The organism is Phytoactinopolyspora alkaliphila (assembly GCF_010550695.1).
GTDB lineage: Bacteria > Actinomycetota > Actinomycetes > Jiangellales > Jiangellaceae > Phytoactinopolyspora > Phytoactinopolyspora alkaliphila.
Map to the genome: position 1 here is coordinate 161,610 of NZ_JAAGOB010000007.1, position 25,316 is coordinate 186,925.

A 25,316-nucleotide genomic window follows, 5' to 3' on the forward strand; every position below is an offset into this window, starting at 1 on the left:
CCCGGACCCGTCGTGAACCGCCGCCGAATACGCCTGATTCGTGGAGGATGTTGTGAACGCACGTGTGGTGAATCTCCAGGCCCTTGTCCATCCGGCGCTGCGCCTGATCGCCCTGCTCACCCTGGGGGCACTCGTCCTCGCGGGGTGCGGAGGATCGTCCGGCGGCGACGACGGTGCCGACGGCACCGATGGCGACGCGACCTCGGAGGAGGGAGCGCAGGCCGCCGGCGCGACGACGGGCGGCGTGCTGAACTACGCGCTCGGAGCCGACCCGCCCACGCTGGACATCCAGCAGTCCACCGCGGGTGTGGTGGCCACGGTCGCCTACAACATGGTCGAGTTCCTGTATGTGCGGGACACGGCCGGGGCGAACGTGCCGATGCTCGCCGAGTCGGCCGAGGTGAGCGACGACGGCCTGACCTGGACGGTGCAGCTGCGCGAGGGCGTGAACTTTCACAACGGTGAGGTCATGACGGCGCAGGATGTCATCGCGTCATATGAACGCTGGGCGGAGATCAGCTCCATCGGCCGCGAGGTCGCGGGACGGCTCGCCGAGGTGAGTGCACCGGACGAGCACACCGTCGTCTTCGACTTCGAGCGTCCCTTCGGTGCCTTCCTGTCCGCGATCTCCATCAACACCCAGGGACTGGCCATCTATCCGGCGTCCGTCGTGGAGTCGTCGTCGGAGACCGAACTGTCCGAGGTCGTCGGGACCGGGCCGTACCAGCTGGACGAGTACGACACCGGCCGGCTGATCCGGCTGGTCCGCTTCGACGACTACAGTGCGCTGCCCGGTGACGGTCCCGACGGCTACGGCGGGCACAAGCCGCAGTACCTCGACGCCATCGAGTTCGTCCCCGTGGCCAACGAGGGCGCCCGGCTGGCCGGGTTCGACGCCGGAGAATACGACCTGATCCACGGCTCGTCGGCGGACGCGCTGCTGACGCTGGAGGGCTCGCCGAACCTGACCATCGAACGGGTGGACCCCACCGGCTTCCAGGCGATTCTCGTCAACCATGCCTCGGAGGTCACCTCCGACCTGAAGCTGCGCCAGGCGATCCAAGCGGCGCTGAGCCACACCGAGATCCTCACCGCCGGTCTCGGGGCGGACAACTTCCGGCTGGACCCGAGCATCCAGCTCAAGGAGACCGAATGGCACAGCACGGCGGCCGAAGAGCTCTACGACATGGCCGATCCCGCTCGCGCGGAACAGCTGATCGCCGAGAGCGACTACGACGGCTCGGTGATCCGTATCGTCACCTCCCGTGACCTGGTCCGCTTCTACAACCAGGCCGTCGTGATAGAGCAGCAGCTGGAAGCCGTCGGGCTGAACGTGGAGATCGAGACCTACGACTGGTCGACGGCGCTCGCGCACCGCGACGACGAGGCGGCCTGGGAGCTGTTCGTCACCGACTACGGCATGAAGAACGACCCGGTAGAGCAGCCGTTCATGAAGCTGTGCGCCTACGTGGGCTGGTGGTGCGACGACGAGACACAGGCCGTGGTCGACGCGCTTCAGGAGGAGTCGGATCAGGCGCGCCGCAAGGAGCTCAACGACGAGTTCCAGGAACTGCTGTATGCGCAGGTGCCGCTGATCAAGATCGGCGACACCGGTGGCGTTGTGGCGCACCACAACCGGATCGGCGGTGTGACCCGGCAGGGTGGCGCGTCGGTGCTGGCCTGGAACACCTGGATCACCGAGTAACGGGAGACCGACGTGACCGATGCTGTTCTCACCGTGCGCGAGCTGCGCGTGCGAACCCGTGGCGACGCGCCGCTTGCGCTGGTGGACGGCGTCGACATCGACGTCGGCCTGGGTGAGACGGTGGCGCTGGTGGGGGAGTCCGGGTCGGGAAAGACCATGGCGGCCAGATCGGTGCTGCGGCTGCTGCCGGCGAACGTCGAGCTGACGGCGGGCGGGCTGTCCGCCGTCGGCACCGATGTGCTGGCCGCGGACGGGCCCGCGCTGCGCGGGCTCCGCGGCGGCAGGGTCGGCATGATCTTCCAGGACCCGATGGCGAACTTCAACCCGGTGCTCCCGGTGGGTCGCCAGGTCACCGAGCCGGTGCGGATCCGGCAGCGGATGTCCAAGCGCGCCGGCGACAAGCTGGCCGCCGAGGTGCTGGGGCACGTCGGCATCCCCGACCCGGAGCGGCGCTGCCGGGAGTATCCCCACCAGTTCTCCGGCGGGATGCTGCAGCGCGCCATGATCGCGATGGCGCTGGTGAACCGGCCCAGCCTGGTGATCGCCGACGAGCCGACCACCGCGCTGGACGCCACCCTGCAGGTGAAGATCGTCAAGCTGCTGCGCCTGCTGCAGAGCGAGATCAATGCCGGCATTCTGGTGATCACCCACGATCTTGGCCTGGTGGCGGAACTCGCCGACCGGGCCTCGGTCATGTACGCGGGCCGGATCATGGAGACCGGCCGGGTGGGGGAGCTGTTCGCCCGGCCGCTGCATCCGTACACCCGCGCCCTGCTGGACAGCCGCCCGGAGGGACGTACCGGGGCCGACGTGCGGGCCATCCCGGGAGAGCCGGCCACTCCGGCCACGCGGCCGGGCGGGTGTGCGTTCCATCCGCGGTGCCGGCTGCGAGTAGAGCGTCCAGCCGCGGACCAGGCCCGGTGCGTCGACGAGGTACCGGTGCTGCGGCTCGTCGCTCTGCCAGGAACGACGGGAACGACGGGGTCGACTCCGTCGTCGTCGCTGGCGGCCTGCCATTTCGCCACCGAGATGCTGACGGTGGGGCACCTGGCGCAACCCCGCGCCGACCACGTCCCGCCGGATCCGGACTCCGCACCCGTGGTGACCGTGGCCGGGGTGAGCAAGCGGTTCGTGACGAAGTCGGCGTGGTCCGGGCGGCGCACGGGCGTCACCCAGGCCGTGGACGATGTCAGCTTCACCCTGGGACACGGCGAGAGCCTGGGGCTCGTGGGTGAGTCCGGCAGCGGGAAGAGCACACTGGGCAGGATGATGGTGCGGCTGATCGAGCCCGACACCGGCGGCATCACCGTGCACGCGCAGGACGCCTCCCCGGTCACCGGGCAGCAGTTCCGCCGCACGGTCCAGTGGGTGCACCAGGACCCGTACGGCTCGCTGAACCCGAAGATGACCATCCGGCGGCTGATCACCGAGGTGCTGGCCCGGTACCGGCTGGCGTCCGGGTCCCGCGCGGCCCGGGTGACGGAGCTGCTCGGCTTGGTGGGCCTGCCGCCCGACCTGGCCGAGCGCTACCCGCACCAGCTCTCCGGCGGGCAGCGGCAGCGGGTGGCCATCGCGCGGGCGCTGGCCGTCGAGCCACGGGTGCTGGTGCTCGACGAGCCGCTGTCCGCGCTGGACGTGTCCATTCAGGCCCAGGTGATCACCCTGCTCCGCCGGCTGCGCGCCGATCTGGGGCTGTCCTACGTGCTGATCTCGCACGACCTCAACGTGGTGCGCACCATCTGCGACCGGGTGGCGGTCATGTGCGAGGGCCGGCTGGTGGAGGTCGGCACCGTCGACGACATCTACGACCGGCCCCAGCACCCTTACACGAAGACGCTGCTGTCGGCGATGCTGAACGTCGATCCGGAGGACCGGGCTGTGCCGGCCAGCCCCGTGACCTCCACCGCCCGCAGCTGACCACTCCGCTAGCCGTTTGACCACAGCCGGACCCGACCTCGAGGAGCTGACCCGCACGATGAGCACGGCTGGACACGAGTACACACAAGCTCATTCAGAGGTGGGTCATGCACAAGGACCTCCGGCTCCGACTCCTCAGGTGGGGGCCCGCAGAAGGCACGAGCCCCCACCATCGTCGTCGGACTTGCGCATGACCCACGTGGCGCAGGGGAGGGGTGCGGCCGCGGCGGCCGAGGATCCGCGGGTGCTGGACGCCGTCCGGATCACCCTTGAGCGGGGAGGCAACGCGGTGGACGCGGCGGTGGCCGCGGCTGCGGTGCAGGGGGTGTGCCGGCCGATGTCCGGCGGGCTCGGCGGCGGCGGGTTCATGCTGATCCGGTTGCCGTCCGGGCGCAGCGTGGTGATCGAGCATCGAGAACAGGCGTCGGCCGCGTTCGGACCGGAGAGTATGGTCGGCGCCGGCGGACAGGTACTGCCGGACGGCGAGCGCCGGGTTCACGGGCATGCGGTGGGCGTGCCGGGAGCGCCGCGGGCGTGGGCGGAGGCGATCCGGCTCTACGGCCGGCTCGGTCTCGCCGAGGTGCTAGCACCGGCTATCGCCCTGGCGGACGCCGGCTTCGAGGTGGACGAGACGCTGCACCGCGAGATCGCTGAGCGGCGCGCCGATTTCGCCATGTTCGAGCCGACCGCCCGCATTTACCTGGACGAGGCTGGCACGGCGCTGCCGGTGGGCGCGGTGCTGACGAACCCGGACCTGGCCCGCACCTACGAGACGTTCGCCGCCGACGGGGTGAACGTCTTCTACGACGGCAAGATCGCCGACGCGATCGTGGCCGCTGTCAACGAGCCGCCCGTGGCGACGTCGTATCGCGGTGACGCTGCCCGGCCGGGAGCGATGACCCGCGCCGACCTGAGCGGCTACACCGCGCGCCACCTCGAGCCGGTCCGTTACCGCTACGGCGAATACGAGCTCGTCGGTCCACCGCTGCCCTCGAGCGGCGCCCTGACCATCGCCGAGGCGCTCGGAATCCTGGACAGGGTGCCGCCTGCTGACGGTGGGGATCTCGTCGGGCACATCCACCGCTACCTCGAGGCGTGCCGGCTGGCCTTCGCCGACCGTAGCGCCTACCTCGGCGACGGCCGGATTGTGGATGTACCGGCTGCTGCGCTGACGAGCGACGCCTACCTTCGATCCAGGGCCGCCGCGGTGGACGTCGGCCGGGCCGGGGCTGGGGAGGCCGATGCCTCGTGGACCGGCGGCGTGTCGTCGATCGATGACGTCACGTCCGCGGCGGGCACCGAGCCGGGTGACCTGACGGCCGCTGGGGCTTCCTGGATGCTGCACGAGCCGGAGAGTCCCAGCACCATCCATCTCAGCGTCGACGACGGCCACGGCATGACGGTCAGTTACACGTCGACCATCGTGAGTATGGGTGGTTGCGGGATCGTCGTTCCGGGGACCGGGATCCTCCTCAACGATGCGCTCGCCGGGCGGGCACCCGGCCGGGGCGGCCGGCACGGTGCAGGCCGCCCGATGCCCGGTATGCGCCCGTTGAGCAGCATGGCGCCGACCATGGTGCAGCGCGGCGGGCGGTTGCGGATGACGGTCGGCTCGCCCGGCGGCACCACGATCATCACCACCGTGCTGCAGCTGCTCCACCTGACCCTGGGGGCGGGCATGGGACTGGCAGAGGCACTGGCCCACCCGCGGGTTACCCAGCGCGGCGCCGATGGAGGCGTCGCCGAGGCGGAGCCCGGATTCCTGGCCAGCCCGCTCGCGGGCGCGCTCGAAGAGCTCGGGCACCGGTTCATCCCCTGGACGCCGATGGAGGGGATCGGCGCCGCCAACGGCCTGCAGTGGAACGACAAGGGCGACGTGACCGCGGTGGCCGAGCCGGTTCGGCGTGGAAGCGGTTACGCCGCGGTATGGCGGCTGTAGGATCTTGGGGCAGAGTGCATGCGGATCGGACCCATACTGCCTGTTCGACGTCGAATGGGAGAGCTCATGACGCGTGGTGAGGCGGACGGCGCCGTCGACCGCTCCGGCCTGGATCCCACGGTGGTGGGCGCGCGGATCCGAGCCCGCCGCAAGCAGCTGGGGCTGACATTGCAGAACGTCGCGGATGCCGCTGAGGTCTCCAAGAGCTTCGTCAGCCAGATCGAGATCGGCAAGACCTGGCCCTCGGTGGGTGTCCTCGAGCAGATCAGCGCCGCGCTCTCGACGTCGGCCCGGGCGTTCGTCGCCGACGACGAGGTCCCCGGGCCGGACGACTCGACCCTGGACGGAGTCGGCAGCGTGCCCGTGTCCGACGGCGCCGTGCACGTCGTGCGCCGCTCCGAGCGCAAACGGCTGACGTATCCAGGAGGGCGTGCCGCCCTGCAGCTGCTCACGCCGGATCTGCAGCGGCCCTTTGAAGTGACCCTCGCCGAGGAGAACCCGGGCGAGTGGTTCGACGTGACCCGCACGGCGGCCGAACGCGAGGAGTTCGCCCTGGTTCTCGAAGGCCGCTACGAGATCGACGTGGACGGTGAGATCGTCGAGCTGGACGCGGGCGACAGCGTCTATTTCACCCCCGGCGGGCCGTACCGGGTACGGGTCATGGGGACGGCACCGGCCCGGGCCATCTGGATCGCCACCCCTCCGGCGTTCTGATGAGTACGCAGGAGATGGACGGGCGGTTGCCAGAGGACGGCGTCCGCGACGCCGATATCGGGCAGCGGCTGCGCGCCGCCCGCCGCGAGCGCAAGCGCAGCCTGCAGTTCGTCGCCGATGCGGCGGGGTTGTCGAAGAGCTTCATCAGCCAGCTGGAGCTCGGCCAGTCCGCGGCGTCGCTCGGCACCCTGAAACGCATCTGCGCCGTGCTGGACATCCCCGTGTGGGCACTGCTGGACGACGCGCCGGCCAACGGCACGGAGGGCCAGGACGATGCCGAAGGACGGGCCCGGGTGAGTGTGGTGCGCAGCCACCAGCGCAAGGTGCGCCGGCCGTCGGGATCCTCCACCGAGATCTCCCTGCTGACCCCGGACCTCAACCGGAAGATCGAGGTCACACTGAGTGTGGTCCAGCCCGGCGAGGGTTACGGTCATGAGCCGTACACGCACCGCGGCGAGGAGTTCGGCCTGGTCCTCTCCGGGACCTACGAGGTGACCGTGGACGGCGTGGCGCACGTGCTGGAAGCGGGTGACAGCATCTATCTGCCCAGCCACCTGCCTCACCGCACCCGCGCTCTGGGTGACGTGCCGGTCACCACCTTCTGGGTGGTGACCCCGCCGTCCTGAGCGCCGCCCCGCTTCCCCGTAATCATTGGCTTTTCGCCACCTGATCGTGTGCACGATAGCCAATGATCACGGGGAGTGGGCGTGCGTGGCGGTTCAGGGAGATGGAGTCTCGACCATCGCGCTGCCGCCGCCGCGCCGCATGGGCTCCGAGACCGCCTGGACGCGTCCGTCGGGCAGGAAAGCCACCGCGTTGACCGCCCCGATGCCGTAGCTGAGCCCGGTGACGAAGAAGTCGTGCCCGCGTTCTCGCAGCGCCTGATACTCCGGCTCGAGCGTGAACTCCGGCTCGACCAGCGTCTGCCCGAGGGCGCTGTGGTTGCGCTGGCTCAGGCGTGGCGCCGCCACGGCGTCGGGCAGTGACATCCCGAGGTCCAGCGTGTTGATCAGGACCTGGAGGACCGTGGTGACGATGGTCCCGCCGCCGGGTGAGCCGAGGGCCATGACCGGCTCCCCGTTGTGCATGACGATGGTGGGCGCCTGCGTGCTCACCGGGCGCATGCCGCCGCGCGGTCCGTTCGGGTGCCCGACGGGTGCGTTGGTGGGGGTTCGCCCGCTGAGCTCGTTGTTGAGCAGGAAGCCGTAACCAGGGACCACCATGCCGTTGCCGCCGATGGCGCTGAGCGTGTGCGTGTAGGCGACCACGTTCCCGTCGGCGTCGGTCACGGTCAGGTGAATGGTGGAGTGGCTGGCGTCCTCGGCATCCGGATCGTCGCCGACGCTCGTCCCGCCCGCCGTGGTGCCCGCCGTGGTGCCCGATGTCTGACTGCTGGCGGCCGGCGGATGGCTGTCGCGGATCGCGTCGTGGTCGAAGAGAGTTAAATCCTCCAGGAGAAACTCGCCACCGCTGCCGCTGCCGGTCGACTCGATGCCGCCGATCATGAGCGAACCCGGCTCGGTCACCTCGAGATCAGTGCGCTGGAACGTCCAGTCCAGTGGTTCGGGGTCGCCGTCGTCCCACACCCGGGCACTGATGCCGTTGCCGTTGACCCGGAACCGCAGCCACAGCGCGCCGGTGGAAAGGTCCCGGCGAGTACTGGTGAGGGTGTACGGCGAATTGCCGTGCCGGACACGCAGGAGGCGGACGTTGTCCACGGCCGGGTCGGTGGTGGAGCGGATCTCGATGCCGTAGCCGTAGTTGGGTGCCACCAGCGTGTTCCACTCGTCGCCGCGTAGCCACAGGCGCAGCCGCCGGTCGTCGCCGAGATCGCGAACGTTGACCTTCACGAGCAATTCGCTGTCCAGCAGTTCCGGGGTGAGGGACTGGGCGCGGGCATAGGAGTACCTCGACGTGTCCAGGCTGAGCCGGCCCACTTCGTCCTGGACGTCGATCGCCGCGCCGACACCGGGATTGCTGGCGCCGTTGCCGAACTGCGTGCTGAACAGGCCGGTGGAGTCCCACGTGGAGTCGTCGGCCACTCCGGCGAACGGCTCCCGAATGGCCGCCGGGTCCAGCTCGGTGACCCGCACGTCGTCGACGCTGAAACCACCGCCGGACGACGCTCCGCTGAGCTCGATCCCCGCCACGAGCAGGCTGCCGCTGCCGCTCACGCTGGTGTCGGTGAGCTCGCCGGTCCATTCCTGTCGCGGTTCCGGCTCGTCGTCGGGCCAGATCCGCATTGTGAGCTGGTCGCCGTCGACGCTGAAACGCAGCCACTGCCAGTCGGTGCTGCGGACGTGTGGGAAGGAGGCCAGCCCGTGCACGGCGTTGCCGTCGCGGGTGCGGATGAAGCGTACGGTGTCGTCGGCGCTGTTGATCTCGACGGCGTAACCGTTGTGCGGCGACGTCGAGTTGTTCCACTCGTCGGAGCGCAGCCAGAAGCGCAGCCGCCGGTCACCGCCGAAGTCGTCGATCTTGAACCGGACCAGGAGCTCACTGTTCGCGGTGGGTGTCATCGACGAGTCCGCCCTGGCGTAGGAGTATTGCCCGGGGTCGAGATGTATCTCGCCGGTCTCGCCCTGGATCTCGACGCTGCTCGCCGTTCCCGCGCTATTGGTGGTGGTGAATGCGTCGTCGGCGGCCCACGACGAGCCGTTGGCGAGACCGGAGAAGTCCGTATTCAGAGCGTTGCCGCCGGCGGCGGGGAGAATCGCGACGGGGTGGTTCGGGTCGGCGTCGAACGGCCACGGGTCGGCCGGATTGATCACCCGCTGTACGCCATTCTCGGTGATGCGCTGCCGCACCTGCTCGGCGTAGTTGTCACTGAGCAGGCCGTCCACCGGGATGGTGCCGCTGTAGGTGGTGGGATCGCCGAGGTACGCCCCCTGGTCGGCGAAGGCGTGCCGGGAGGCCTCCAGATAGTAGTGCAGCGCTTCCTCGGGTGCGGCAGCCGCGAGATCGTAACCTTCGAGGATCTTCAGGGCCTGGCCGACCGTTGTTCCGCCCGACGACGACGGCGGCGCGCCGTAGACCTGATAGCCGCGGTAGTCGACGCTGACCGGCTGGTACTGGTAGGTCTGGTAGCCGGTGAAGTCGGTGAGCGCGAGATCCCCCTCGAGGACGTCGAACGGGGGAGTGGGTACCGTCTCCGGATCGTTGATGGTGTCCACCACGGCGTCGGCGATCTCGCCGTCGTAGAAGACCGTGCTGCCGTGGTCGGCGATCAGCTCCAGTGTCGCGGCCAGGTCAGCGTTCGTGACCAGCGAGCCCACCGCCGGCACCGCGCAGCCGGAATCCAGGTAGATCGCAGCAGTTGCTGGGAAGATGCAGAAGCGGTCCGCGTTCTCGGATACCTCGCGGATGTAGTTCTCGTCGGCGATGAATCCGCTGGCCGCGACGTCGATCGCCGGCTGAAGGATGTCCTCAAAGGTCAGCACGCCGGAGCCGTAGTCGGCGATCGCCTCCTCCCAGGCCTTGACCACGCCGGGGACGCCGAACGCCGGGCCGCTGTTGGTTCGCACCTCCTCGTCGTAGTCCTCGCCGGTCAGGGGATCGACGAGGGCGTTCTCGTCGAAAGACGCTGCCCCGGCGCTGCGGTGGTCGATGACGACGAACTCGTCGGTGTCCTCGAGGTAGATGTGCAGGTATCCGCCGCCGCCGATGCCTCCGGAGAACGGTCGGACGACGCTTTGCACGGCGGAGGCGGTGATGGCCGCATCGATGGCGTTGCCTCCGGCATCGAGCGCGTCCATGGCGGCCTGGGTGGCGAGCGGGTGTTCGGTCGCCGCGGCGCCGCCGTATCCGGTGGCCGTCGGCGACTGTGGGTAGGGCGGCGGATCGGCCGCGGATGGCACGGCGGCGATGAACGAGGTGGCCAGGAGGGCGCCGGCGGGGAGAAGGGAGAGTGGGGCGAAGGTCAACGGGCGGTTTCTGCGCATCGTCGGTCCTTGCATCAGCCGTCGGGTCGCATGACCAGACGGGACGGGATGGGCGTGCGGCCGCGTGATCAATGTACGGTTACACTTAACTCATGTCAATGGTCACTGGACTCATACGCGTGCCCATGACGCCGTGCGTCCTGCATGCCGAGTGCTCTAGGCCACGGTGTGCAGGACGTAAGGGATCGGTGCGACTCAGGACCAGGCCACGCGCAGGCGGGTGGTGGCGGAGAACGGGTCCTGCCCCCGGTGGGTGACCAGGATGCCTTCACCCTCGGGCGTAGCCGTGCGTACGGCCTCGCCACGGCTGACCCAGGTGTGCCATGCCGTGACGAAATGCCGGACCCGCGCGCCGTTGGTGCAGAGCACCGACGGCACCGCGTGGTAGACGACGTCGTTAGGCGCGGCCGTCTCCTCCAGCCACTGCCGCCCTGCTTCGCGCAGAGCGGCGTCGTCCTCCGGGACAGGCGGCGAGATGTAGCGCGGAACGACGTACCGCGGTGCGGTCAGCGGGGAGAGCACTTCGTCGAGGGCCGTGGTGAACAGCTGTGACGATGTGGTGCCGACGCCCTCGAGCGCGATCCGGTAGGAGCCGTCGCGATCCACGCCGACGCGCACGGCCGTCGCACCGTGGGAGGACAGGCCGGCGAGCTTCAGGGCGTCGGCGACGGCGTAGGCGAAGGTCAGCGGCTCCGGGCCTGACGCCAGTTCGGCGAGTTCGCGCCCGCCCGCGAGCAGGACGGCCTGGAACCGGCGGTGCCGATGCCACCAGGCCACGATAGCGACGACGATGCCCACGGCCACTAGCCACCAGATGCCGGTCGCTGCCGCGGCGATGCTCAGGGCGACACCGAGCGCGGTACCGCCGACGGCTAACGCCGGTCCTGGCGTGTGCAGCCAGCCGGGACGGGTGGGACCGTGCGGACCGGGAACGGTCGATGGCGGAACCGGGCGCGGCAGTTCCTCGATCACATCGAGCCGAGACCGCCGTCCCGCGGTTACCCGGATCGTGTGCACGAGCTCATCGCGATACGGAGCGCCGACGTTCCACAGCTCGCGGACCCGCGGCCGGTCCCGGGCCCGGTCCAGCATCGTCGCGTTCATGGCGTCGAACTCGGAGACCGGCGGCGGCTCGTACGGCGAAAGGCCAGGGTCGACGTGGCCGACGCCCGAGGCGATCTCACCGGAGTCCGTCACACCGAAGTAGCCGTGGTGCTTGCGGACGAAGCGTTCCCAGTCGCTGGTGCCACCGGGATGCTCGTCCGAGACGCAAACCACCGTCCATGTGTTGGCCGACTTCTCCGGCCACGTCGGGTCCACGCGGAGCGCGCGGCCGCGGGTCTGCACCACAGCGGTCGGCGTGGTGGCAGTGGTCAGGTCGACGAGCGTGTTGACACCCTTGGCATCCCAGCCTTCGCCCAGCAGTGCGCGCGTGCCGACGAGGATCCGGGCCTCGCCGGTTTCGTAGAAGCGGGTGACGAGCGGAACCCACTGACGGGAACGCCACCGGCCGGTGATCTCGACCATGCCGTCCGCATCGGACGGGATGTCGTCGAGCTCGAGCCGCGGCGCGTGCTCGGCTACGAAGGCGACGAGCTTGCGGGCCGTGAGCGCGTGCGCCGCGACGGTGCGCCCGGTGATGAGCACGGGCTCAAGTAGAGTGGTGCGTGGGTCGGCGAGAAGGTTTGCCAGGACCAGTCGGGCCGATCCGGCCTGGGCGTCGAGCACGCCCCGCAGCCTGGCCGGCAGCGTGGCCGTGGCCCGCTCGTGATCGCAGAGGACGAGAGCCCGAAGCCGGCCGCCCAGGCTGTCGGCCTCGGCAGCGAGGATCTCCACGGTGGCAGTGGTCTTGGCTTCGCTGCGGGCCAGGACCCGGTCCACCGGTGACCTCCCGCGCCGGATCCCGCGGGTAGTGAGCTGGTAGCCGACGCTGGGCAGCGCGGCGCGAATCTCTTCCAGGAGCGCCGCGTCACGCGGATCCGGGGACGGTAAGAGACAGCCTTTGACGTAGTCCCCGAGCAGCGCGACCCAATCCTCGGCGGTGGGCCGGTGGCGGTGCTCCTCGCGCATGGTTGAGCCTGGCGGCAGCCGGAGCAGATCGGCGTGGTGGAAGCGCATCGCGGCGGCGGCCAGGCCGGGACTGTCTCGCTCCAGGCGGGACCACTCGAGCGCGAGCGTCTCGGGCCGGGGAGGCACGGGGGCAAGGCCGGCGACGGGCACATCATCGGCTTGTCCGGCGGTACTCACGCTTCGGGTGACGAACCGCTGGTCCAGCCAGGTCAGGAATCCGGTGCCCGCACGGGCAGGGTCGAGAAGGTCTGTCTGCAGTTCGGCGAACCGCTCGGCCTCTTCGGCCAGCCACTGCGCTTCCGACGACGCCGGGGTGGTGAACCACGCCAGCTCGGCGAACGGCGCAAGGTGTCCTTCCCGCACTACCGACGGGATGGACGTGCTGTATAGCGGCGCGCCGAACAGCTGATCCACGAGCGCCGCCTGGTCCGAGCTCAGGGTTTCCGGCGGGGTGCCGGTGAGCCCGATGACATGCGCGTTCGGCAGGTCGTCGAGCAGCTCGGCCAGGAGCCTTCCCCACACCTCCAGGAGGTGGTGGCACTCGTCCAGGACCAGTGTGATCGGACCGGCGTTCTCGAGCGCGGTGACCAAGGCTCGGCCGTTCTCGTGGAGCCGGTCGAGCAGGCTGCCCCGGCGTGGCCGTCCGAGCCGGGCCTGATGCTTGTGGCCCTCCTCGTCGACCTCGGCATCCGGGTCGAAGGTCGCCAGAGACTGGTAGGTAAGCGCTGTGACCAGCGCCGATAGGTCGCGAGTGGTGCCGGCGCGGATCGTGGCCGGCGTGAACGTCTTCCACTCGGAGAGCCACTGTCCCTGGATGGCAGTGTTGGGTCCGAAGACCACGATCGGCTGCCCGAGCCGGCGGGCTGCCTCCAGCCCTACCAGTGTCTTGCCGGTGCCGGGCGGAAGCACCACCCACACCCGTCGCGAGCCGGCGGCCTGGGCCGCCTTGATGGCATCGAGCGCGTGCTGCTGGTGGGTGCGAAACGGCCGCGGGCTGCGGACCTGCGTCCAGTCGGGCGTCGGCTTGCTCTGCAATCCGGCCGGACGGGCCATGCCATGGGGCATGCCGTCGACTCCCGACGATGGGCCGGTACTGGATCCGGGCATGCCCACATCATGCCAAGGCGACCTTGCCGTGATCATCGATGGTTTGGCCGGGCCATGACACGTCCAACCATCGATGATCAGAGGGAAGGGTTTGGGTGGCAGCCCGTAGGGAACGTGTTGACAGCATGACGTCGATACCTGAGCAGGAGCAGGAGTGGCCCGGCCGTACCGGCCAGATGCGGCCGCACCCGCGGGACGAGATGGCCGACTACGAGGGACGCGGCCTGCTCGAGGGCCGTACGGCGCTGGTCACCGGCGGTGACTCGGGGATCGGGCGGGCCGTCGCGGTGGCCTTCGCCAAGGAAGGCGCCAATGTCGGTATCGCCTACCTCGAGGAGGACGAGGACGCCAGGCACACCATCGATCTGGTCAACCAGGCCGGACGGCACGGGCTCGGCCTGCCGGGTGACCTCTCGACCGCCGATCACTGCCGCGACGTGGTCGCCCGGACCATCGCCGAGTTCGGCCGGCTGGACGTGCTGGTCAACAATGTCGCGTACCAGAAGCCGCAGGACTCCCTGGACGAGATCGACGACGAGCAGTGGGACCGCACCTTCCGGACCAACATCCACTCCTACTTCTGGGTCACCAAAGCGGCGCTGAAGCACCTGCCCGACGGCGGCGCGATCATCAACACGTCGTCCATCAACGGGCTGCGCGGGAACGCGTCGCTGATCGACTACGCCACGACGAAGGGCGCGATCAACGCATTCACCTACTCGATGGCGCAATCGCTGGCGGACCGGCGGATCCGGGTCAACTGCGTGGCGCCGGGCCCGGTGTGGACGCCGCTGATCCCGTCGACGCTGCCTCCGGACAGCGTGGAGGACTTCGGCTCGCAGGTGCCGCTGGGGAGGACGTCACACCCGGACGACATCGCGCCGTCGTACGTGTTCTTCGCCTCCGAGCGGCTCTCCGGCTACTACAGCGGAGAAATCCTGGCACCGGTGGGCGGGGAGATCGTTCACGGCTGAGCAGCTGCGTCCGGGACGCGATCGGTGGGTCGATGACGGGCCGGACGCGACGTCGCGCCCATACGTTGCCGTCCGGCATACCACGACGCGAACAGCATGACCGCAAGGGCGAGCTCGGCGATGTCGCCGCCGTAGTACATGACCTGCGCCGCACCTTCCGCCTCCGTGACGGCGACGCCGACGCCGGGTGGCAACTCGCCTGCGCGCGCGTAGAGGAGCTTCGCGAGGTATGCATGGGCCGCGGCCGCCAGAACCAGCACGGCCAGTCGCATCGGGAAACCGGCCCGCCGGGGGGCCGGGTCCGGGCCGGCGATCGACCAGACGAACAGGTAGCCCGCGATCAGAAAGTGCGCATGCACCAGGTGGTGAACGACCGGATGCTCTGTGCTCAGCAGGTAGAGCGGGCTGAGATAGAGCGCGTACACGCCGCCGACGTGCAACGACGCCGTACTGACCGGATGTGCGACGAAGTGGACCGCGCGATGGGTGAGCACCGCACGTACCGGACGTCGGCAAGCCACCGGTAGCGCGCCCAGGGCGACCGTAAGCGGCGCCCCGAGTACGAGCAGCACCGGCGCGAACATGCCCAGCAGGAGATGCTGCACCATGTGCCCGCTCATGCTCGCGTGGCCGAACTCCTCGACGATGGGCGAGAGCGATGCTGCGACGAGGGCCGCACCGAGCATGAAGCAGGCCGTGCGCCACCCGGCCCACGGCCGCCGGAGGCGGCGGCGCCGCCGCACCACACCGAAACGGTAGGTCCCAATGAACGCGCCGGTCACGCCAAGGACGAGTAGCCACGACACTGGGGACGCCGCGGCGGAGTGCTCGGCGTGCGCGAGTGTCCCGATCCCCTCAGCTAGTAGCGGCATCGTCGACCCGTTCGGCTCCCTCGTGCCTGCTTCGCCAGGCAAGGACGAGCCCGGTGATGATGAGCAGTGTCCCGCCAGCTACCCACGCGATGTCGTAGGGGAGCGGATCTACGCCGTATCTGACCTGATGAAGCCCGAGCAGCTTGTGGTGGACCAGGCCGTCCCAGACCTGGAATCCGCCCAGCCCGAGGAAGAACCCGGCCCACCCTGACCGCCGCGCCAATGTGCCTCGGCGACGCAGATCCGCAAAGAGGAAGAAGCCGGCTATCAGGATGACCACTTCGGCTGCGTGCAGCAGGCCGTCGGACATCAAAGCCACGTCGGTGGTGGAACGGTCGTAGAAATGATGCCAGGCGAGGATCTGATGAAAGACGATCTCGTCCACCGCGGCCATGAGCGCGATACCGATCATGGCGCAAATCACCATCGAACGGCGTCGCTCCAGGCGCCGGGACGTCACGCGACGCCTCGAGCGATGCGCGCAGGCCGTGGCCCAGCCGGGCTCATTCCTTGTTGAGCATGTCCTGCGCCTTGCCGGCGATCTTCTCCACCGTGTTCGGGAGATCCGTGGTGCCGAAGAAGCGCGAGTCGGGACGCGTCGGGTCGGGCATGGGGTATCCGGCGGGCGGCTCGGGCACGTACTCGAACTCGCCGTTCCCGTCCGGTGTCGGGCCGTCGGCCCAAGAGCCGTCGGCCGCTCTTTCGCCGTTGGAGAAGTTGATGTACTGATAGGCGACGTCGCCGTTCTCGTCGGATTGCGGGAAGTTGCTGGGCACGGGCAGTTCCTCCACACCTTCTTCTTGCAGTTCCCGGGCGGCCGCGATCCACTGGTTCTGGTGCATCGTGTCCCGGGCGATCAGGAAGGACAGCAGGTCACGCACACCCGCGTCGTCGGTCATGTTGTAGAGCCTGGCCACCTGCAACCTGCCCTGCATCTCGGCGTTGGCGTTCGCGGTGAAGTCCGCCAGGAGGTTGCCGCTGGCGGTCACGTAGCCGGCCGTCCACGGGTTGCCCATACTGTCCACCGGACGCGCTCCCGCACCGGCGACGATGGCGTGCTGAAGATCGGTCCCGCCGATGACGGCCGCGACGGTCGGGTCGGCCTGCATCGCACCCTCGGTGACACCGACCGGGGCGTTCTCGAGCAGCTGGGCGATCATCGTCGCCAGCATCTCGACATGGCCGAACTCTTCGGTGCCGATGCCGAACAGCAGGTCGCGGTACTTGCCGGGAATGTGCGCGTTCCAGGACTGAAATCCGTACTGCATGGCCACGGTGATCTCGCCGTACTGGCCACCGAGCACTTCCTGCAGTTTGCGCGCGTAGACCGCGTCGGGCTGGTCCGGCTTGGCTCTGTGCTGTAGTTCCTGACGGTGAAAGAACATGTCCCTACCCCTTGTCGTGTGGGCGTGCAAGATGGAGCGGCAGTACCCGGATCGAGGCGTGTGATGCGGATGAATCGGGTGATTCCGGGTGTCGCCGCTTGAACAGGCCCGCTCGGGGTAGACCGTGGCCATGGACGGTGAATCCGGCGCGGCGATCCGCGTCTACGAAGACGGCCCCCTGATCGTGCGGGGAGACTTCGAGATCCAGACACAGGACGGCACCACCATCGACCCCGGCCGGTCCACAGTCGCGTTGTGCCGTTGCGGCAAGTCCGCCATCAAGCCGTTCTGCGACGGCCGCCACACGGTGGCTGGCTTCCGTGCTCCGGGTGGCAAGATCCGTGGACCGGCGAGCGCCGGGTGAGGCCGGCCGTGCTGTGTGCCGCGACCCGCAGCCGGGTGCCCGCGTAGGGCACGCCGCCGCGCAACAGCCGTAGTCCCAGCGCCGCCCAGCTGCACAGCGCCCGCTCGCAGACCCAGGCCGGCGCCCACAACGGCGAGCTCCGGGGGTACACGGAGGTGCCGCCGGCTCGCCTTCGGCCGATCTCGGCGGCGGTGACGGCCGCGAGCGCGCCCGCTGCCACGGTGGTAAGCAGCGGGCGTGCACCACGAGACGTCGCAGCGGCCATCACCGGTACGAGGGCGAGCTCCGCGGCCAGCCGTCCCGGTTGAGCGAGGCTGTCGTATGCCTGCCGTACCCGCTGCGACCAGAACCCGCGACTCGCCGGTGGACGGCGCGCGACGAAGATCGACAGCTCGGGACGGACCACCGCGCCAGTCACCTCCAATGTGCGGATCAGTTCCAGGTTCTCGAACAAGACGTCGCCGTCGTAGCCGCCGGCCCGGGTGAACGCGGAGCGCCGCAGCGCCAGCGTGCCGGGGTAGTCGGTGCCGAACGCCCGGTTGATCAGGGACCGCGCGGTGTCCCAGCGCGCATGCCACGGCAGTGGGTCGAAGTAGTTCTGTGGGATCACGAGATCGGCGTGGCCTAACGCGGTGATCACCGCGTTCCAGGACGCCTCGTCGTAGCGGACGTCGTCGTCGGCAATGACCACATACTCGCCGTGTGCCCGCCGCACGCCGGTCATTACGCCGTGGACCTTGCCGTTGAGGCAGCGCAGGTCGGCATCGGGCCGGCAGACCAGCGCATGCGGGCTCCAGTCGCGGTGGTGCCGCTCATAGAGGTCAGCAGGCGAGCCGTCGACCACGACGACGTCACAGCGCGCCGCCAGCCAGGCCAGATACGCGGTGAGTTCGGCGCCGCGTCCATCGTCACCGGTCCAGCGCAGCGGGAGGACGTATGTGGGCCGCGTCGTCACGCCGCCGGAACCGAGCCCGCGCACGGGGCCTTCTCCCGGTCCCACCCGGCCATGAGGTGCTCCGCGGCGAGCGCATCGATCCGCAGGCATGATGCCGCGCCGAACACGACGTCGACCAGGGCATCCGGATTGTGCGCGACGAAGCTGCCGCACAGGTCGTGCGCGGCGATCTGTTCGTGCACGGCGTCGGCCTCGACGTGTTCGTCGAAGTACCACGCGGCTGTGTCGTCGCCGCCGAGCCGCCGAATACCTGCGGCGTATCGCCTGTTGGGCTCGGTCGACGTCATCTCCAGAGCGGCGAGGTGGCCGACCAGGGCGCCGATCCAGCGCCGGTGCAAGGCGAAGAAGGACATCACGTTGGAGACGGCCAATGTCGGCCCGGGCGCTTCGGGCACGTACCTGCCGTACTCGTCGGACAGGCCCAGCCAGCGCATCGTGTGACCGAACAGGGTCGCGTGCATGCGCTTCAGCTGTCCGCCGCCGTACTCGTCGGCCTGGATCTCCACCAGGGCGGCCTTGGTCTCCGGATCGAGCCGGGGGATGCCGAACGTGTGCGGGTCGGCCTCCTTGAGCTGGTAGACCGAGCGGTGCATGACGAATTCGCGAAATTGTTCCACGGTTGCCTCGCGTTGCAGGTACCGGGCGAGCGGCGGCCCGTCGAGGGTCTTGACCACCTGCCTGAGAAGTGTCGGAACCGGCAAAGTGAGGTCGAACGCGTGCTCCCGGTGCAGATCCTGCAGGCACGCCAGCCAGGCGCGCTCCAGCCCAGCACGGAAGGCCAGGACCCGGGGATCCCATTCCAGTGCGTCCGGAACGTCGTCGAAACCTCGATAGTGCAGCTCGTAGCAGCACCAGAGAGCCAGCTGGAAGTCGTCGTCGGACCACACGTCCGCCGTGGAACCGGTGAACTCGGGAACGGGCGTGGTGCGGTCGTCCCGGAGTACATCGGTCAGCCACGTGCTCAGCCCGCCCCGGGCCGGAGGTACCTTCATTCCCGTTTCCTTCCGTGTTTTCGCAGCGCACAATTACCCCGAGTTGCGGGCGGCATGCCGACCGGAAGGCACGCGAGTATCTCAGAGTGCACCGCGGAGGGCGGAGCCCCGCAGTAGCCTGTTGTGCGTTTCCTTCTGCGGAAGTGAGGACTGTGGTGGCGCGTTCGCTCTCCGTTCGGGACATCGACGCGGGTGACTTCCAGCGGCGTGAGTGGAGGGTGGAGCGGGCGGGCTGGATCGCCCTCGTGCTGGTACTCGTCGCGGCCGGCTTCGGCGTCTTCGGGTCCGGTCCGCTCAGCAGCACCGAATCGGTTTCTGGTGATGGCTCGATCCGGGTGGACTACGAACGTTTCGTCCGGCACAGCGGCCAGTCGCAGCTCACGGCCACGGTGGCTCCCGATGCCGTACGCGACGGCTACGCCACCGTGCGCCTCTCGGCCGGTCTCAACGAGACCATGGACATCGAGTCGGTGTTTCCGGAGCCGGAATCGAGCACCTCGGACGGTTCTGGCGTCATCTTCCGCTTTGCCGTGGAAACCGGCTCACCGCTGGTGATGCGGGTGCATTACCGGCCGCAGTCGATCGGAACGAATTCCGGCTATCTCAGGACAGGACAGGGTGATGCGGCGCACGTGCGGCAGTTCACCTATCCATGACGAAAGGCCATCATGGACCTCATCGCGCGGGCGCTCGCCGTCTACCTCGTGCTCATGCTGCTCTTCCGGATCACCGGGAAGCGGTCGCTGGCTCAAGTCTCCACGTTCGACTTCGTGCTGCTCCTCGTCGTGGGAGAAGCGACGCAGCAAGCCCTCCTCGGTGACGACTTCTCCATCACCACGGCCGCGATCGTCATCGCCACCTTGCTGGTGGTGGACCGTGGCGCCGATTACCTCGGCTACACGTTTCCCAAGCTGGGCCGGGCCATGGAGAGCGTCCCGCTGATCTTGATGAACGACGGCGAGCTGCTCAGGGACCGGATGCGCCGAGTGCAGATCACCGAGGAGGACATTCTCGCTTCAGCCCGGGAGCGGCATGGAATCGAGCGCCTCGATCAGGTCAAGTACGCGGTTCTCGAGCAATCCGGAGGGATCAGCGTCATCCCCAGGTAGTGCGACGGGCTGGTGCGTTTGGCCGTGCACTGGGCGGGTACGCACAGACTCTCGACGAACGTGGATGCGAGAGGGAGAGGTGGCTGTCCGATGAAGGCTGTGACCTGGCAGGGCAAGCGGGATGTACGGGTCGACGAGGTACCCGATCCCCGCATCGAGGAACCCACTGACGCCATCATCCGGGTCACGACCACCGCGCTGTGCGGCTCGGACCTGCACTTGTACGAGCCGTTGTCGCCGTTCATGCAGGCGGGCGACATTCTCGGTCACGAATCGATTGGTGTGGTCGAGGAAGTGGGCGGCGAGGTCTCGCACATCGTGCCCGGCGACCGGGTAGTGGTGCCGTTCCAGATCTGCTGCGGGACGTGCTTCATGTGCACCCGAGGTTTGCACACCCAGTGCGAGACCACCCAGGTACGCGAGCAGGGAATGGGGGCCGCAATCTACGGCTACACCAAGCTCTACGGCCAGGTGCCCGGGGGCCAGGCGCAGTACATGAGGGTCCAGCAGGCTCAGTATGCGCCGATCAAGGTGCCCGACGGCCCGGACGAGCGGTTCGTCTACCTGTCCGATGTGCTGCCCACGGCGTGGCAGGCGGTCGAGTACGCCGACACACCGGAGGGCGGGACCCTGCTGGTTCTCGGGCTCGGCCCGATTGGGGACATGGCCTGCCGGATCGCCCTGCACCGCGGATACCGCGTGATCGGTGTCGACCCGGTACCGGAACGCCGGACGCGGGTGGCACAGCGGGGAGCGGAGATCCTCCATCCTGACCTCAGCGACGTCGGTGACACGGTGCGGGAGATGACTGGCGGACGCGGAGCCGACGCGGTGATCGATGCCGTGGGCATGGAGGCGCACGGATCCGTCGTCGCCCACGCGGCGCACAAGATCGTCGGAATGCTGCCGTCCGCCATCGCCGAGAAGGTGATGGAGCGGGCCGGCATCGACCGGCTGGCCGCGTTCTACCTCGCGATCGACGCCGTGCGCCGGGGCGGGACCATCTCCCTGGCCGGCGTCTACGGCGGAATGACCGACCCGCTGCCGATGCTGACCCTGTTCGACAAGCAGGTCCAGGTGCGCATGGGCCAGGCGAACGTCCGACGGTGGTCCGACGACATCCTGGCGCTCGTGGCCGCAGACGGAGACCCGCTGGGCGTCGAGAGCTTCCACACCCATCGCCTACCGCTGGACGAGGCGCCGCAGGCGTACGAGATGTTCCAGCAGAAGAAGGACGGCGCTGTCAAAGTGCTCTTCACACCCTGACCGGCGCCGCCCTGACTGGGGTCACCCTGACCGGAGCCGCGCTGACCGCCGGCAGCCCCGGAGGGCGCGGCCACGGTGTCAGGACGTCCAGCCGCAGGCAGTCCACAGGCCGCGAGACGCGCTACTCGCTGCGCGTTCGGCGTCGTGGTACGCCGTGGCCAGGTCAGGGTCCTCGCCGGAGTAACGGCGGCCCCAGCGGGCGGCGCCGGCGCGGATCAAGTGTTCCCCGGCGTCCTGGCCCGCCGCGCTGACCACGCGCAGCAGCCTGCCGTGCGGGTCCGTGTCCGGGCCGCGCGCCGTGGTCGACAGGGCCACGGTGGTGCCGAGAATCAGGTCCTCCAGCGCCGCCGTGGCCTCGTCGTACCCGCACTCGTCGCGCTCAGGTGTGTCCACTTGCGCGATCCGGACCCGCTCCGTCGCGCCGTCGGCGAGCTCCGCGTCGAAGGTGTCCCCGTCGATGACCCGCGTGACACGCGCCGGCTCGCCATCACCGGCCGTCGCCGGCGCCGGCGGCTGCCGTGCGGAGCAGCCGCCGGCGACGAGAACGACGAGCATCGCCACGACGGCGGCGACCGCCACGCGATCGCCCACGCGGCGGGTCGCCGGCTCAGCCGCGCCAGCAGGAGTCATGGCGGCAGCGTAAGCGACGGAGCGGTCAGAAGACCGGCTTTCCTCCGGTGACACCGAGGACGGTGCCGGAGACGTAGCTGGCCTCGGCGGGGGAGGCGAGGAAGACGAACGCGGGCGCCACTTCGGCGGGCTGCCCGGCCCGGCCGAGCGGGGTGTCCTGGCCGAACGCCTTCACCTTCTCCACCGGCTGGGTGGCCGGCTGCAGGGGTGTCCAGATGGGCCCGGGAGCCACCGCGTTGACGCGGATGTTCCTGGGGCCGAGCTCCGCGGCAAGGTTTACGGTGAAGTTGTTGATCGCCGCCTTGGTGGCCGCGTAGTCCAGAAGGGAGACCGAGGGGTCGTATGCCTGGATCGACGAGTTGTTGATGATGCACGAGCCGGGCTTGAGATGCCGGACCGCGGCCTGGGTCAGCCAGAACAACGCATACAGGTTGGTCCGCATCACCCGGTCGAGCTGCTCGGGCGAGATCTCCTCGATGCCCGTGGAACGGGCCATCTGGTAGCCGGCGTTGTTCACCAGGATGTCCAGCCCGCCCAGCTCCCCGACGGCGGTCTCCATGAGGTCGACGCACGCACGGTGCTCGGTGAGGTCCGCGGGCAGGGACACGCATCGTTGCCCGGCTTCGGCGACGAGAGCCGCGGTGGCCTCGCCGTCGGGCTTCTCCTCAGGCAGGTAGGAGATCGCCACGTCGGCGCCCTCCCGGGCGTAGGCGATCGCAATCGCCCGGCCGATCCCCGAGTCACCGCCGGTGATCAGGGCCTTCAAACCGGCGAGTCGCCCGTGACCCTGGTAGCTGCGCTCACCGTGGTCCGGCACGGGCTGCATCTCGTCGGTGAGCCCCGGCGGCTCCTGCTGCTGCGCGGGAAACTCCTGCGGTTGATCGTCGCCTGTTTGCGCCATGATCGTGGTCCCTCTTCTTCCGGTTCGGTGACGCCGACGTAGATACCCGTCCCCGTCCAGGTCATGCGGCCAGTCATGCGGCCAGGTGTTCGCCGCTGCGGGGCCACGGAACGACGACCCGCGGAGAGCCCTGGGGTCGCGCCGGGGCCGCCGTTTGGTCCGGACGCGGCGGGGTATTCAGCACCGCACCATCACCGGCTAACGGAGGAAACCATGGGCGAATCGCAGGACGTCGTCGATCTGATCGAACAGGATCACCGGGAGGTCGAGCGCATCTTCGAGACGATGAAGGAGCAGCCTCGTCAGCGCCGTCTCCTCCTGCCAATCGTCACGTCCCTGCTGGTGGCGCACAGCCGTGCCGAGGAGGCCGAGGTGTACCCAGTGGCACGGGACGAGGCCGGTGAGACCGACGAGGTGGCGCACAGCCAGGAGGAGCACCGGGAAGCGGAGGAGTTGCTGGCCCGGCTCGCGCAGACCGATCCGGACGCGCCGGATTTCGAAAGCGTCCTGCAAGAGGTGGTCGACTCGGTCACGCACCACGTCGAGGAAGAGGAGAGCACCGTACTGCCCGGCATGCGCGAGCGGCTCTCGGACGAGCGGCGGCGTGAGCTCGGGGCGGCCTTCCTCGCCGCCCGGGCTGAGCACCTCGGCGAGCAGCCGGGGGAAGAGACCCGCGAGGACATGCTGAAGCAGGCGCAGAACATGGGCATCAGCGGCGCCAGCTCGATGAGCAAGGGCCAGCTCGAGGACCGCCTGCCCTGATGATCGCCTCCTGCGCTCGTCGCGGGAGAGCGAGGCGCCACCGGCCGCGGCACACGCGGCGGTGGCGCCTGGCACGTCAGGAGTCCTCGAGCAGCTCCAGCACCGCCTTCTCCAGGCGCGCGCGGTCGGCGGCCTCGTCGAGATCCGACGAGCCGAGCTCTTCGATCGTGGCGCTGATCGTGGTTCCCTCCTCGAACGCGTCGACGACGGTAGGGTCCACGTACGAGGTGCGGCAGATCGCCGGCGTGTTGCCGAGGTAGTGGGACACCTCCCGCATTGCCTGGGCGCACGCGCGGCGCCTCGCGGTGGCACTCGTCGAGTGGCCCGCGCCGTTCTCGGCCAGGGCGAGCGCCACCGCCGCCAGAACGGTGCCGTGCCAGGTCCGGAAGTCCTTGGAGCTGACCTCGATCTCGAACAGCTCACGCAGGTACTCGTTAACGTCGGTGGAGCTGACCTCGTGCCAGGCGCGCCCCTCGTAGTAAGCGAGCATGGCCTGATCGGGCCGGCGGCGCTTCTTCAGCGCCCGGACCACAGCGACGACGTCCGGATCGGCGATCGACTGGACCCGCTCCTGGCCCCACTTCGCGGGGTAGTCGAACACCACCGTGCCCCCGCGTCGCACATGAACGTGCTCGCACAGCACCGTTGCCAAGCCGTAGGAGCCGTTCTCTTCGGCGTATTCCTTGCCGCCGACCCGGAAGAAGCCGATGTCGAGCAGCCGGGCGGCGGCCGCGAGGACGCGCCGCCGGTTCAGTCCGCGGGTCTCGAGATCAGCCTCGATCTGGCGGCGGGCATCGGGAAGCCGGCGGCCGAACTGGCGGATCCGCTCGAACTTCTCCGCGTCGCGGCGCTTGCGCCATTGCGGATGGTAGATGTACTGGCGCCGGCCGGCGTCGTCCACACCGACGGCCTGCAGGTGACCGTTCGGCCACGGACAGATCCGCACGTTCTTCCAGGCCGGCGGGATGACGAGTTCCTTGATCCGGCGCAGCGTATCGTCGTCATCGAGGACGGACCCGTCGACGTCGTGATAGCTGAAGCCCCGGCCGCGCCTGCGGCGAGACAGGGCGGGACCTGCCGGGCTCCATCGGCGCAGCCGCATGTTTCCCCGTCCGCGCCGTCAGTTCGTCGAGTCGCGAGCGACGTCGAAGCGTTCGGCGTAGTGGGATCGGGCTTCCTGGATCACCAGGTCGTCCAGGCGCGCAACCGGCTCGATGTCGGTTACGAGAGGTTCATGGTCCGGACCGCGTCCGACGACTCGTCCGTGCAGGAGCCAGGCGTGCCGCCCCTCGACCTCACTGAGATCGGCGTACTTGCAGACCCTTCGTGCCACCCAGTCGATGGGCGGGCGCGGCCACCACGGCTCGGGTTCGATGGTGGTGACGGACAGCCCAGGCATCTTCACCCCGGACTCGTAATCGAGGCTGCCTTGGCCGAACATGTCCGCTTCCGGCCCCTGTGACTGGCGGAGGTACAGCCCTGAGCGGCACCGCACCAGATCGGTGAGCGCCTGCAGATCTGGAACAAGCGGGAGGCCCCGCCCCTTCAGCAGCATGCGGTGGTCAGTACCCCGAGCATCGCATCCCTATGCGCAGGGCCTTCCGCTCGCACCGGTGATCATCAGCGGTGCTATGCCCGCCGAGGGCCAAGCTGAGCCGCCCTCCGCGGGCTGCCTACCGGAGCTGGGCGTTTCATACCCTTTGGTCCGGGTAT

At 69.1% G+C, this 25,316-nt stretch carries 22 protein-coding genes; 11 read left to right on the forward strand and 11 right to left on the reverse strand.

What is annotated here, in order from left to right; translation table 11 throughout:
* Nucleotides 1–52 precede the first annotated feature (52 nt).
* From G1H11_RS14605 to G1H11_RS14625, 5 genes are all read left to right on the forward strand, one after another.
* On the forward strand, nt 53–1,705 hold the full coding sequence (locus G1H11_RS14605; RefSeq protein ID WP_163819321.1) for an ABC transporter substrate-binding protein: 1,653 nt from the start codon (nt 53–55) through the stop codon (nt 1,703–1,705).
* Nucleotides 1,706–1,717: 12 nt separating this feature from the next.
* Complete coding sequence (locus G1H11_RS14610) at nt 1,718–3,622, forward strand: dipeptide ABC transporter ATP-binding protein (RefSeq protein ID WP_163819322.1); 1,905 nt, start codon at nt 1,718–1,720, stop codon at nt 3,620–3,622.
* Nucleotides 3,623–3,812: 190 nt separating this feature from the next.
* Entirely contained in the window at nt 3,813–5,561 is a 1,749-nt protein-coding gene (locus G1H11_RS14615) for a gamma-glutamyltransferase family protein (RefSeq protein WP_246211436.1), read from the forward strand.
* Nucleotides 5,562–5,627: 66 nt separating this feature from the next.
* Nucleotides 5,628–6,275, forward strand: coding sequence for a helix-turn-helix domain-containing protein (locus tag G1H11_RS14620; RefSeq protein ID WP_163819324.1), 648 nt, complete (start codon nt 5,628–5,630; stop codon nt 6,273–6,275).
* The gene (locus G1H11_RS14625; protein WP_163819325.1) at nt 6,275–6,901 is read left to right on the forward strand and encodes a helix-turn-helix domain-containing protein; all 627 of its coding nucleotides are present in this window, start codon (nt 6,275–6,277) and stop codon (nt 6,899–6,901) included. The genes G1H11_RS14620 and G1H11_RS14625 overlap by 1 nt, the downstream gene beginning before the upstream one ends.
* Before the next feature lie 93 nt (nt 6,902–6,994).
* On the opposite strand, the gene G1H11_RS14630 is transcribed toward G1H11_RS14625, so the two are convergent.
* Both G1H11_RS14630 and G1H11_RS14635 read right to left on the reverse strand, forming a co-directional pair.
* Nucleotides 6,995–10,216: a gamma-glutamyltransferase gene (locus tag G1H11_RS14630; protein ID WP_163819326.1), complete on the reverse strand. Its 3,222-nt coding sequence runs from the start codon at nt 10,214–10,216 to the stop codon at nt 6,995–6,997.
* A gap of 195 nt (nt 10,217–10,411) precedes the next feature.
* Nucleotides 10,412–13,393, reverse strand: coding sequence for a DEAD/DEAH box helicase family protein (locus G1H11_RS14635; RefSeq protein WP_216843762.1), 2,982 nt, complete (start codon nt 13,391–13,393; stop codon nt 10,412–10,414).
* A gap of 125 nt (nt 13,394–13,518) precedes the next feature.
* Here G1H11_RS14635 and G1H11_RS14640 point away from each other — a divergent pair, with 125 nt between their 5' ends.
* Complete coding sequence (locus G1H11_RS14640; protein WP_216843763.1) at nt 13,519–14,367, forward strand: SDR family oxidoreductase; 849 nt, start codon at nt 13,519–13,521, stop codon at nt 14,365–14,367.
* On the opposite strand, the gene G1H11_RS14645 is transcribed toward G1H11_RS14640, so the two are convergent.
* The 3 genes from G1H11_RS14645 to G1H11_RS14655 form a co-directional block, all read right to left on the reverse strand.
* Nucleotides 14,358–15,239, reverse strand: coding sequence for a cytochrome c oxidase assembly protein (locus G1H11_RS14645; protein ID WP_163819327.1), 882 nt, complete (start codon nt 15,237–15,239; stop codon nt 14,358–14,360). The genes G1H11_RS14640 and G1H11_RS14645 overlap by 10 nt on opposite strands.
* Nucleotides 15,223–15,651 (reverse strand): DUF2243 domain-containing protein, encoded by a 429-nt coding sequence (locus G1H11_RS14650; protein ID WP_216843764.1) that lies wholly within the window; start codon nt 15,649–15,651, stop codon nt 15,223–15,225. The genes G1H11_RS14645 and G1H11_RS14650 overlap by 17 nt, the downstream gene beginning before the upstream one ends.
* A gap of 91 nt (nt 15,652–15,742) precedes the next feature.
* A complete protein-coding gene (locus G1H11_RS14655) occupies nt 15,743–16,624 on the reverse strand; it encodes a manganese catalase (protein WP_163819328.1) in 882 nt (293 codons plus the stop codon).
* A 130-nt stretch (nt 16,625–16,754) separates the two neighbouring features.
* Here G1H11_RS14655 and G1H11_RS27080 point away from each other — a divergent pair, with 130 nt between their 5' ends.
* Nucleotides 16,755–16,988 carry a CDGSH iron-sulfur domain-containing protein gene (locus G1H11_RS27080; protein WP_163819329.1) on the forward strand — a complete coding sequence of 78 codons (234 nt, stop codon included), beginning with the start codon at nt 16,755–16,757 and terminating at the stop codon, nt 16,986–16,988.
* Here the strand turns inward: G1H11_RS27080 and G1H11_RS14665 are convergent.
* Nucleotides 16,903–17,967, reverse strand: a complete 1,065-nt coding sequence (locus G1H11_RS14665) for a glycosyltransferase family 2 protein (protein ID WP_163819330.1) — start codon at nt 17,965–17,967, stop codon at nt 16,903–16,905. The genes G1H11_RS27080 and G1H11_RS14665 overlap by 86 nt on opposite strands.
* Nucleotides 17,940–18,935 carry an iron-containing redox enzyme family protein gene (locus tag G1H11_RS14670; protein ID WP_163819331.1) on the reverse strand — a complete coding sequence of 332 codons (996 nt, stop codon included), beginning with the start codon at nt 18,933–18,935 and terminating at the stop codon, nt 17,940–17,942. The genes G1H11_RS14665 and G1H11_RS14670 overlap by 28 nt, the downstream gene beginning before the upstream one ends.
* 155 nt (nt 18,936–19,090) lie before the next feature.
* On the opposite strand from G1H11_RS14670, the gene G1H11_RS14675 reads away from it, so the two are divergent.
* From G1H11_RS14675 to G1H11_RS14685, 3 genes are all read left to right on the forward strand, one after another.
* The gene (locus G1H11_RS14675) at nt 19,091–19,591 is read left to right on the forward strand and encodes a hypothetical protein (RefSeq protein WP_163819332.1); all 501 of its coding nucleotides are present in this window, start codon (nt 19,091–19,093) and stop codon (nt 19,589–19,591) included.
* A gap of 12 nt (nt 19,592–19,603) precedes the next feature.
* Complete coding sequence (locus G1H11_RS14680; protein ID WP_163819333.1) at nt 19,604–20,044, forward strand: DUF421 domain-containing protein; 441 nt, start codon at nt 19,604–19,606, stop codon at nt 20,042–20,044.
* Between the two features lie 90 nt (nt 20,045–20,134).
* Nucleotides 20,135–21,310 (forward strand): alcohol dehydrogenase catalytic domain-containing protein, encoded by a 1,176-nt coding sequence (locus G1H11_RS14685; RefSeq protein WP_163819334.1) that lies wholly within the window; start codon nt 20,135–20,137, stop codon nt 21,308–21,310.
* Between the two features lie 78 nt (nt 21,311–21,388).
* Here the strand turns inward: G1H11_RS14685 and G1H11_RS14690 are convergent, their stop codons facing one another.
* Nucleotides 21,389–21,940: a thermonuclease family protein gene (locus G1H11_RS14690; protein ID WP_163819335.1), complete on the reverse strand. Its 552-nt coding sequence runs from the start codon at nt 21,938–21,940 to the stop codon at nt 21,389–21,391.
* 25 nt (nt 21,941–21,965) lie between these two features.
* Entirely contained in the window at nt 21,966–22,841 is an 876-nt protein-coding gene (locus G1H11_RS14695; protein ID WP_163819336.1) for an SDR family oxidoreductase, read from the reverse strand.
* 213 nt (nt 22,842–23,054) lie between these two features.
* Here G1H11_RS14695 and G1H11_RS14700 point away from each other — a divergent pair, with 213 nt between their 5' ends.
* Nucleotides 23,055–23,603, forward strand: a complete 549-nt coding sequence (locus G1H11_RS14700) for a hemerythrin domain-containing protein (protein WP_163819337.1) — start codon at nt 23,055–23,057, stop codon at nt 23,601–23,603.
* Nucleotides 23,604–23,679: 76 nt separating this feature from the next.
* Here G1H11_RS14700 and G1H11_RS14705 read toward each other — a convergent pair whose 3' ends face one another.
* Nucleotides 23,680–24,705: a DNA topoisomerase IB gene (locus G1H11_RS14705; protein WP_163819338.1), complete on the reverse strand. Its 1,026-nt coding sequence runs from the start codon at nt 24,703–24,705 to the stop codon at nt 23,680–23,682.
* 18 nt (nt 24,706–24,723) lie between these two features.
* Nucleotides 24,724–25,158, reverse strand: a complete 435-nt coding sequence (locus G1H11_RS14710) for a DUF6098 family protein (protein ID WP_163819339.1) — start codon at nt 25,156–25,158, stop codon at nt 24,724–24,726.
* Between the last annotated feature and the right edge of the window lie 158 nt (nt 25,159–25,316).

Excerpts from the sequence above, each read along its gene's own strand:
- G1H11_RS14690 (WP_163819335.1), bottom strand. The coding sequence starts at position 21,940 with ATGACTCCTGCTGGCGCGGCTGAGCCGGCGACCCGCCGCGTGGGCGAT.
- G1H11_RS14635 (WP_216843762.1), bottom strand. The coding sequence starts at position 13,393 with ATGCCCGGATCCAGTACCGGCCCATCGTCGGGAGTCGACGGCATGCCC.
- G1H11_RS14645 (WP_163819327.1), bottom strand. The coding sequence starts at position 15,239 with ATGCCGCTACTAGCTGAGGGGATCGGGACACTCGCGCACGCCGAGCAC.
- G1H11_RS14640 (WP_216843763.1), top strand. The coding sequence starts at position 13,519 with ATGACGTCGATACCTGAGCAGGAGCAGGAGTGGCCCGGCCGTACCGGC.
- G1H11_RS14620 (WP_163819324.1), top strand. The coding sequence starts at position 5,628 with ATGACGCGTGGTGAGGCGGACGGCGCCGTCGACCGCTCCGGCCTGGAT.
- G1H11_RS14685 (WP_163819334.1), top strand. The coding sequence starts at position 20,135 with ATGAAGGCTGTGACCTGGCAGGGCAAGCGGGATGTACGGGTCGACGAG.
- G1H11_RS14625 (WP_163819325.1), top strand. The coding sequence starts at position 6,275 with ATGAGTACGCAGGAGATGGACGGGCGGTTGCCAGAGGACGGCGTCCGC.
- G1H11_RS14655 (WP_163819328.1), bottom strand. The coding sequence starts at position 16,624 with ATGTTCTTTCACCGTCAGGAACTACAGCACAGAGCCAAGCCGGACCAG.
- G1H11_RS14650 (WP_216843764.1), bottom strand. The coding sequence starts at position 15,651 with ATGATCGGTATCGCGCTCATGGCCGCGGTGGACGAGATCGTCTTTCAT.
- G1H11_RS14710 (WP_163819339.1), bottom strand. The coding sequence starts at position 25,158 with ATGCTGCTGAAGGGGCGGGGCCTCCCGCTTGTTCCAGATCTGCAGGCG.
- G1H11_RS14705 (WP_163819338.1), bottom strand. The coding sequence starts at position 24,705 with ATGCGGCTGCGCCGATGGAGCCCGGCAGGTCCCGCCCTGTCTCGCCGC.
- G1H11_RS14680 (WP_163819333.1), top strand. The coding sequence starts at position 19,604 with ATGGACCTCATCGCGCGGGCGCTCGCCGTCTACCTCGTGCTCATGCTG.
- G1H11_RS27080 (WP_163819329.1), top strand. The coding sequence starts at position 16,755 with ATGGACGGTGAATCCGGCGCGGCGATCCGCGTCTACGAAGACGGCCCC.
- G1H11_RS14630 (WP_163819326.1), bottom strand. The coding sequence starts at position 10,216 with ATGCGCAGAAACCGCCCGTTGACCTTCGCCCCACTCTCCCTTCTCCCC.
- G1H11_RS14670 (WP_163819331.1), bottom strand. The coding sequence starts at position 18,935 with ATGAAGGTACCTCCGGCCCGGGGCGGGCTGAGCACGTGGCTGACCGAT.
- G1H11_RS14700 (WP_163819337.1), top strand. The coding sequence starts at position 23,055 with ATGGGCGAATCGCAGGACGTCGTCGATCTGATCGAACAGGATCACCGG.
- G1H11_RS14615 (WP_246211436.1), top strand. The coding sequence starts at position 3,813 with ATGACCCACGTGGCGCAGGGGAGGGGTGCGGCCGCGGCGGCCGAGGAT.
- G1H11_RS14695 (WP_163819336.1), bottom strand. The coding sequence starts at position 22,841 with ATGGCGCAAACAGGCGACGATCAACCGCAGGAGTTTCCCGCGCAGCAG.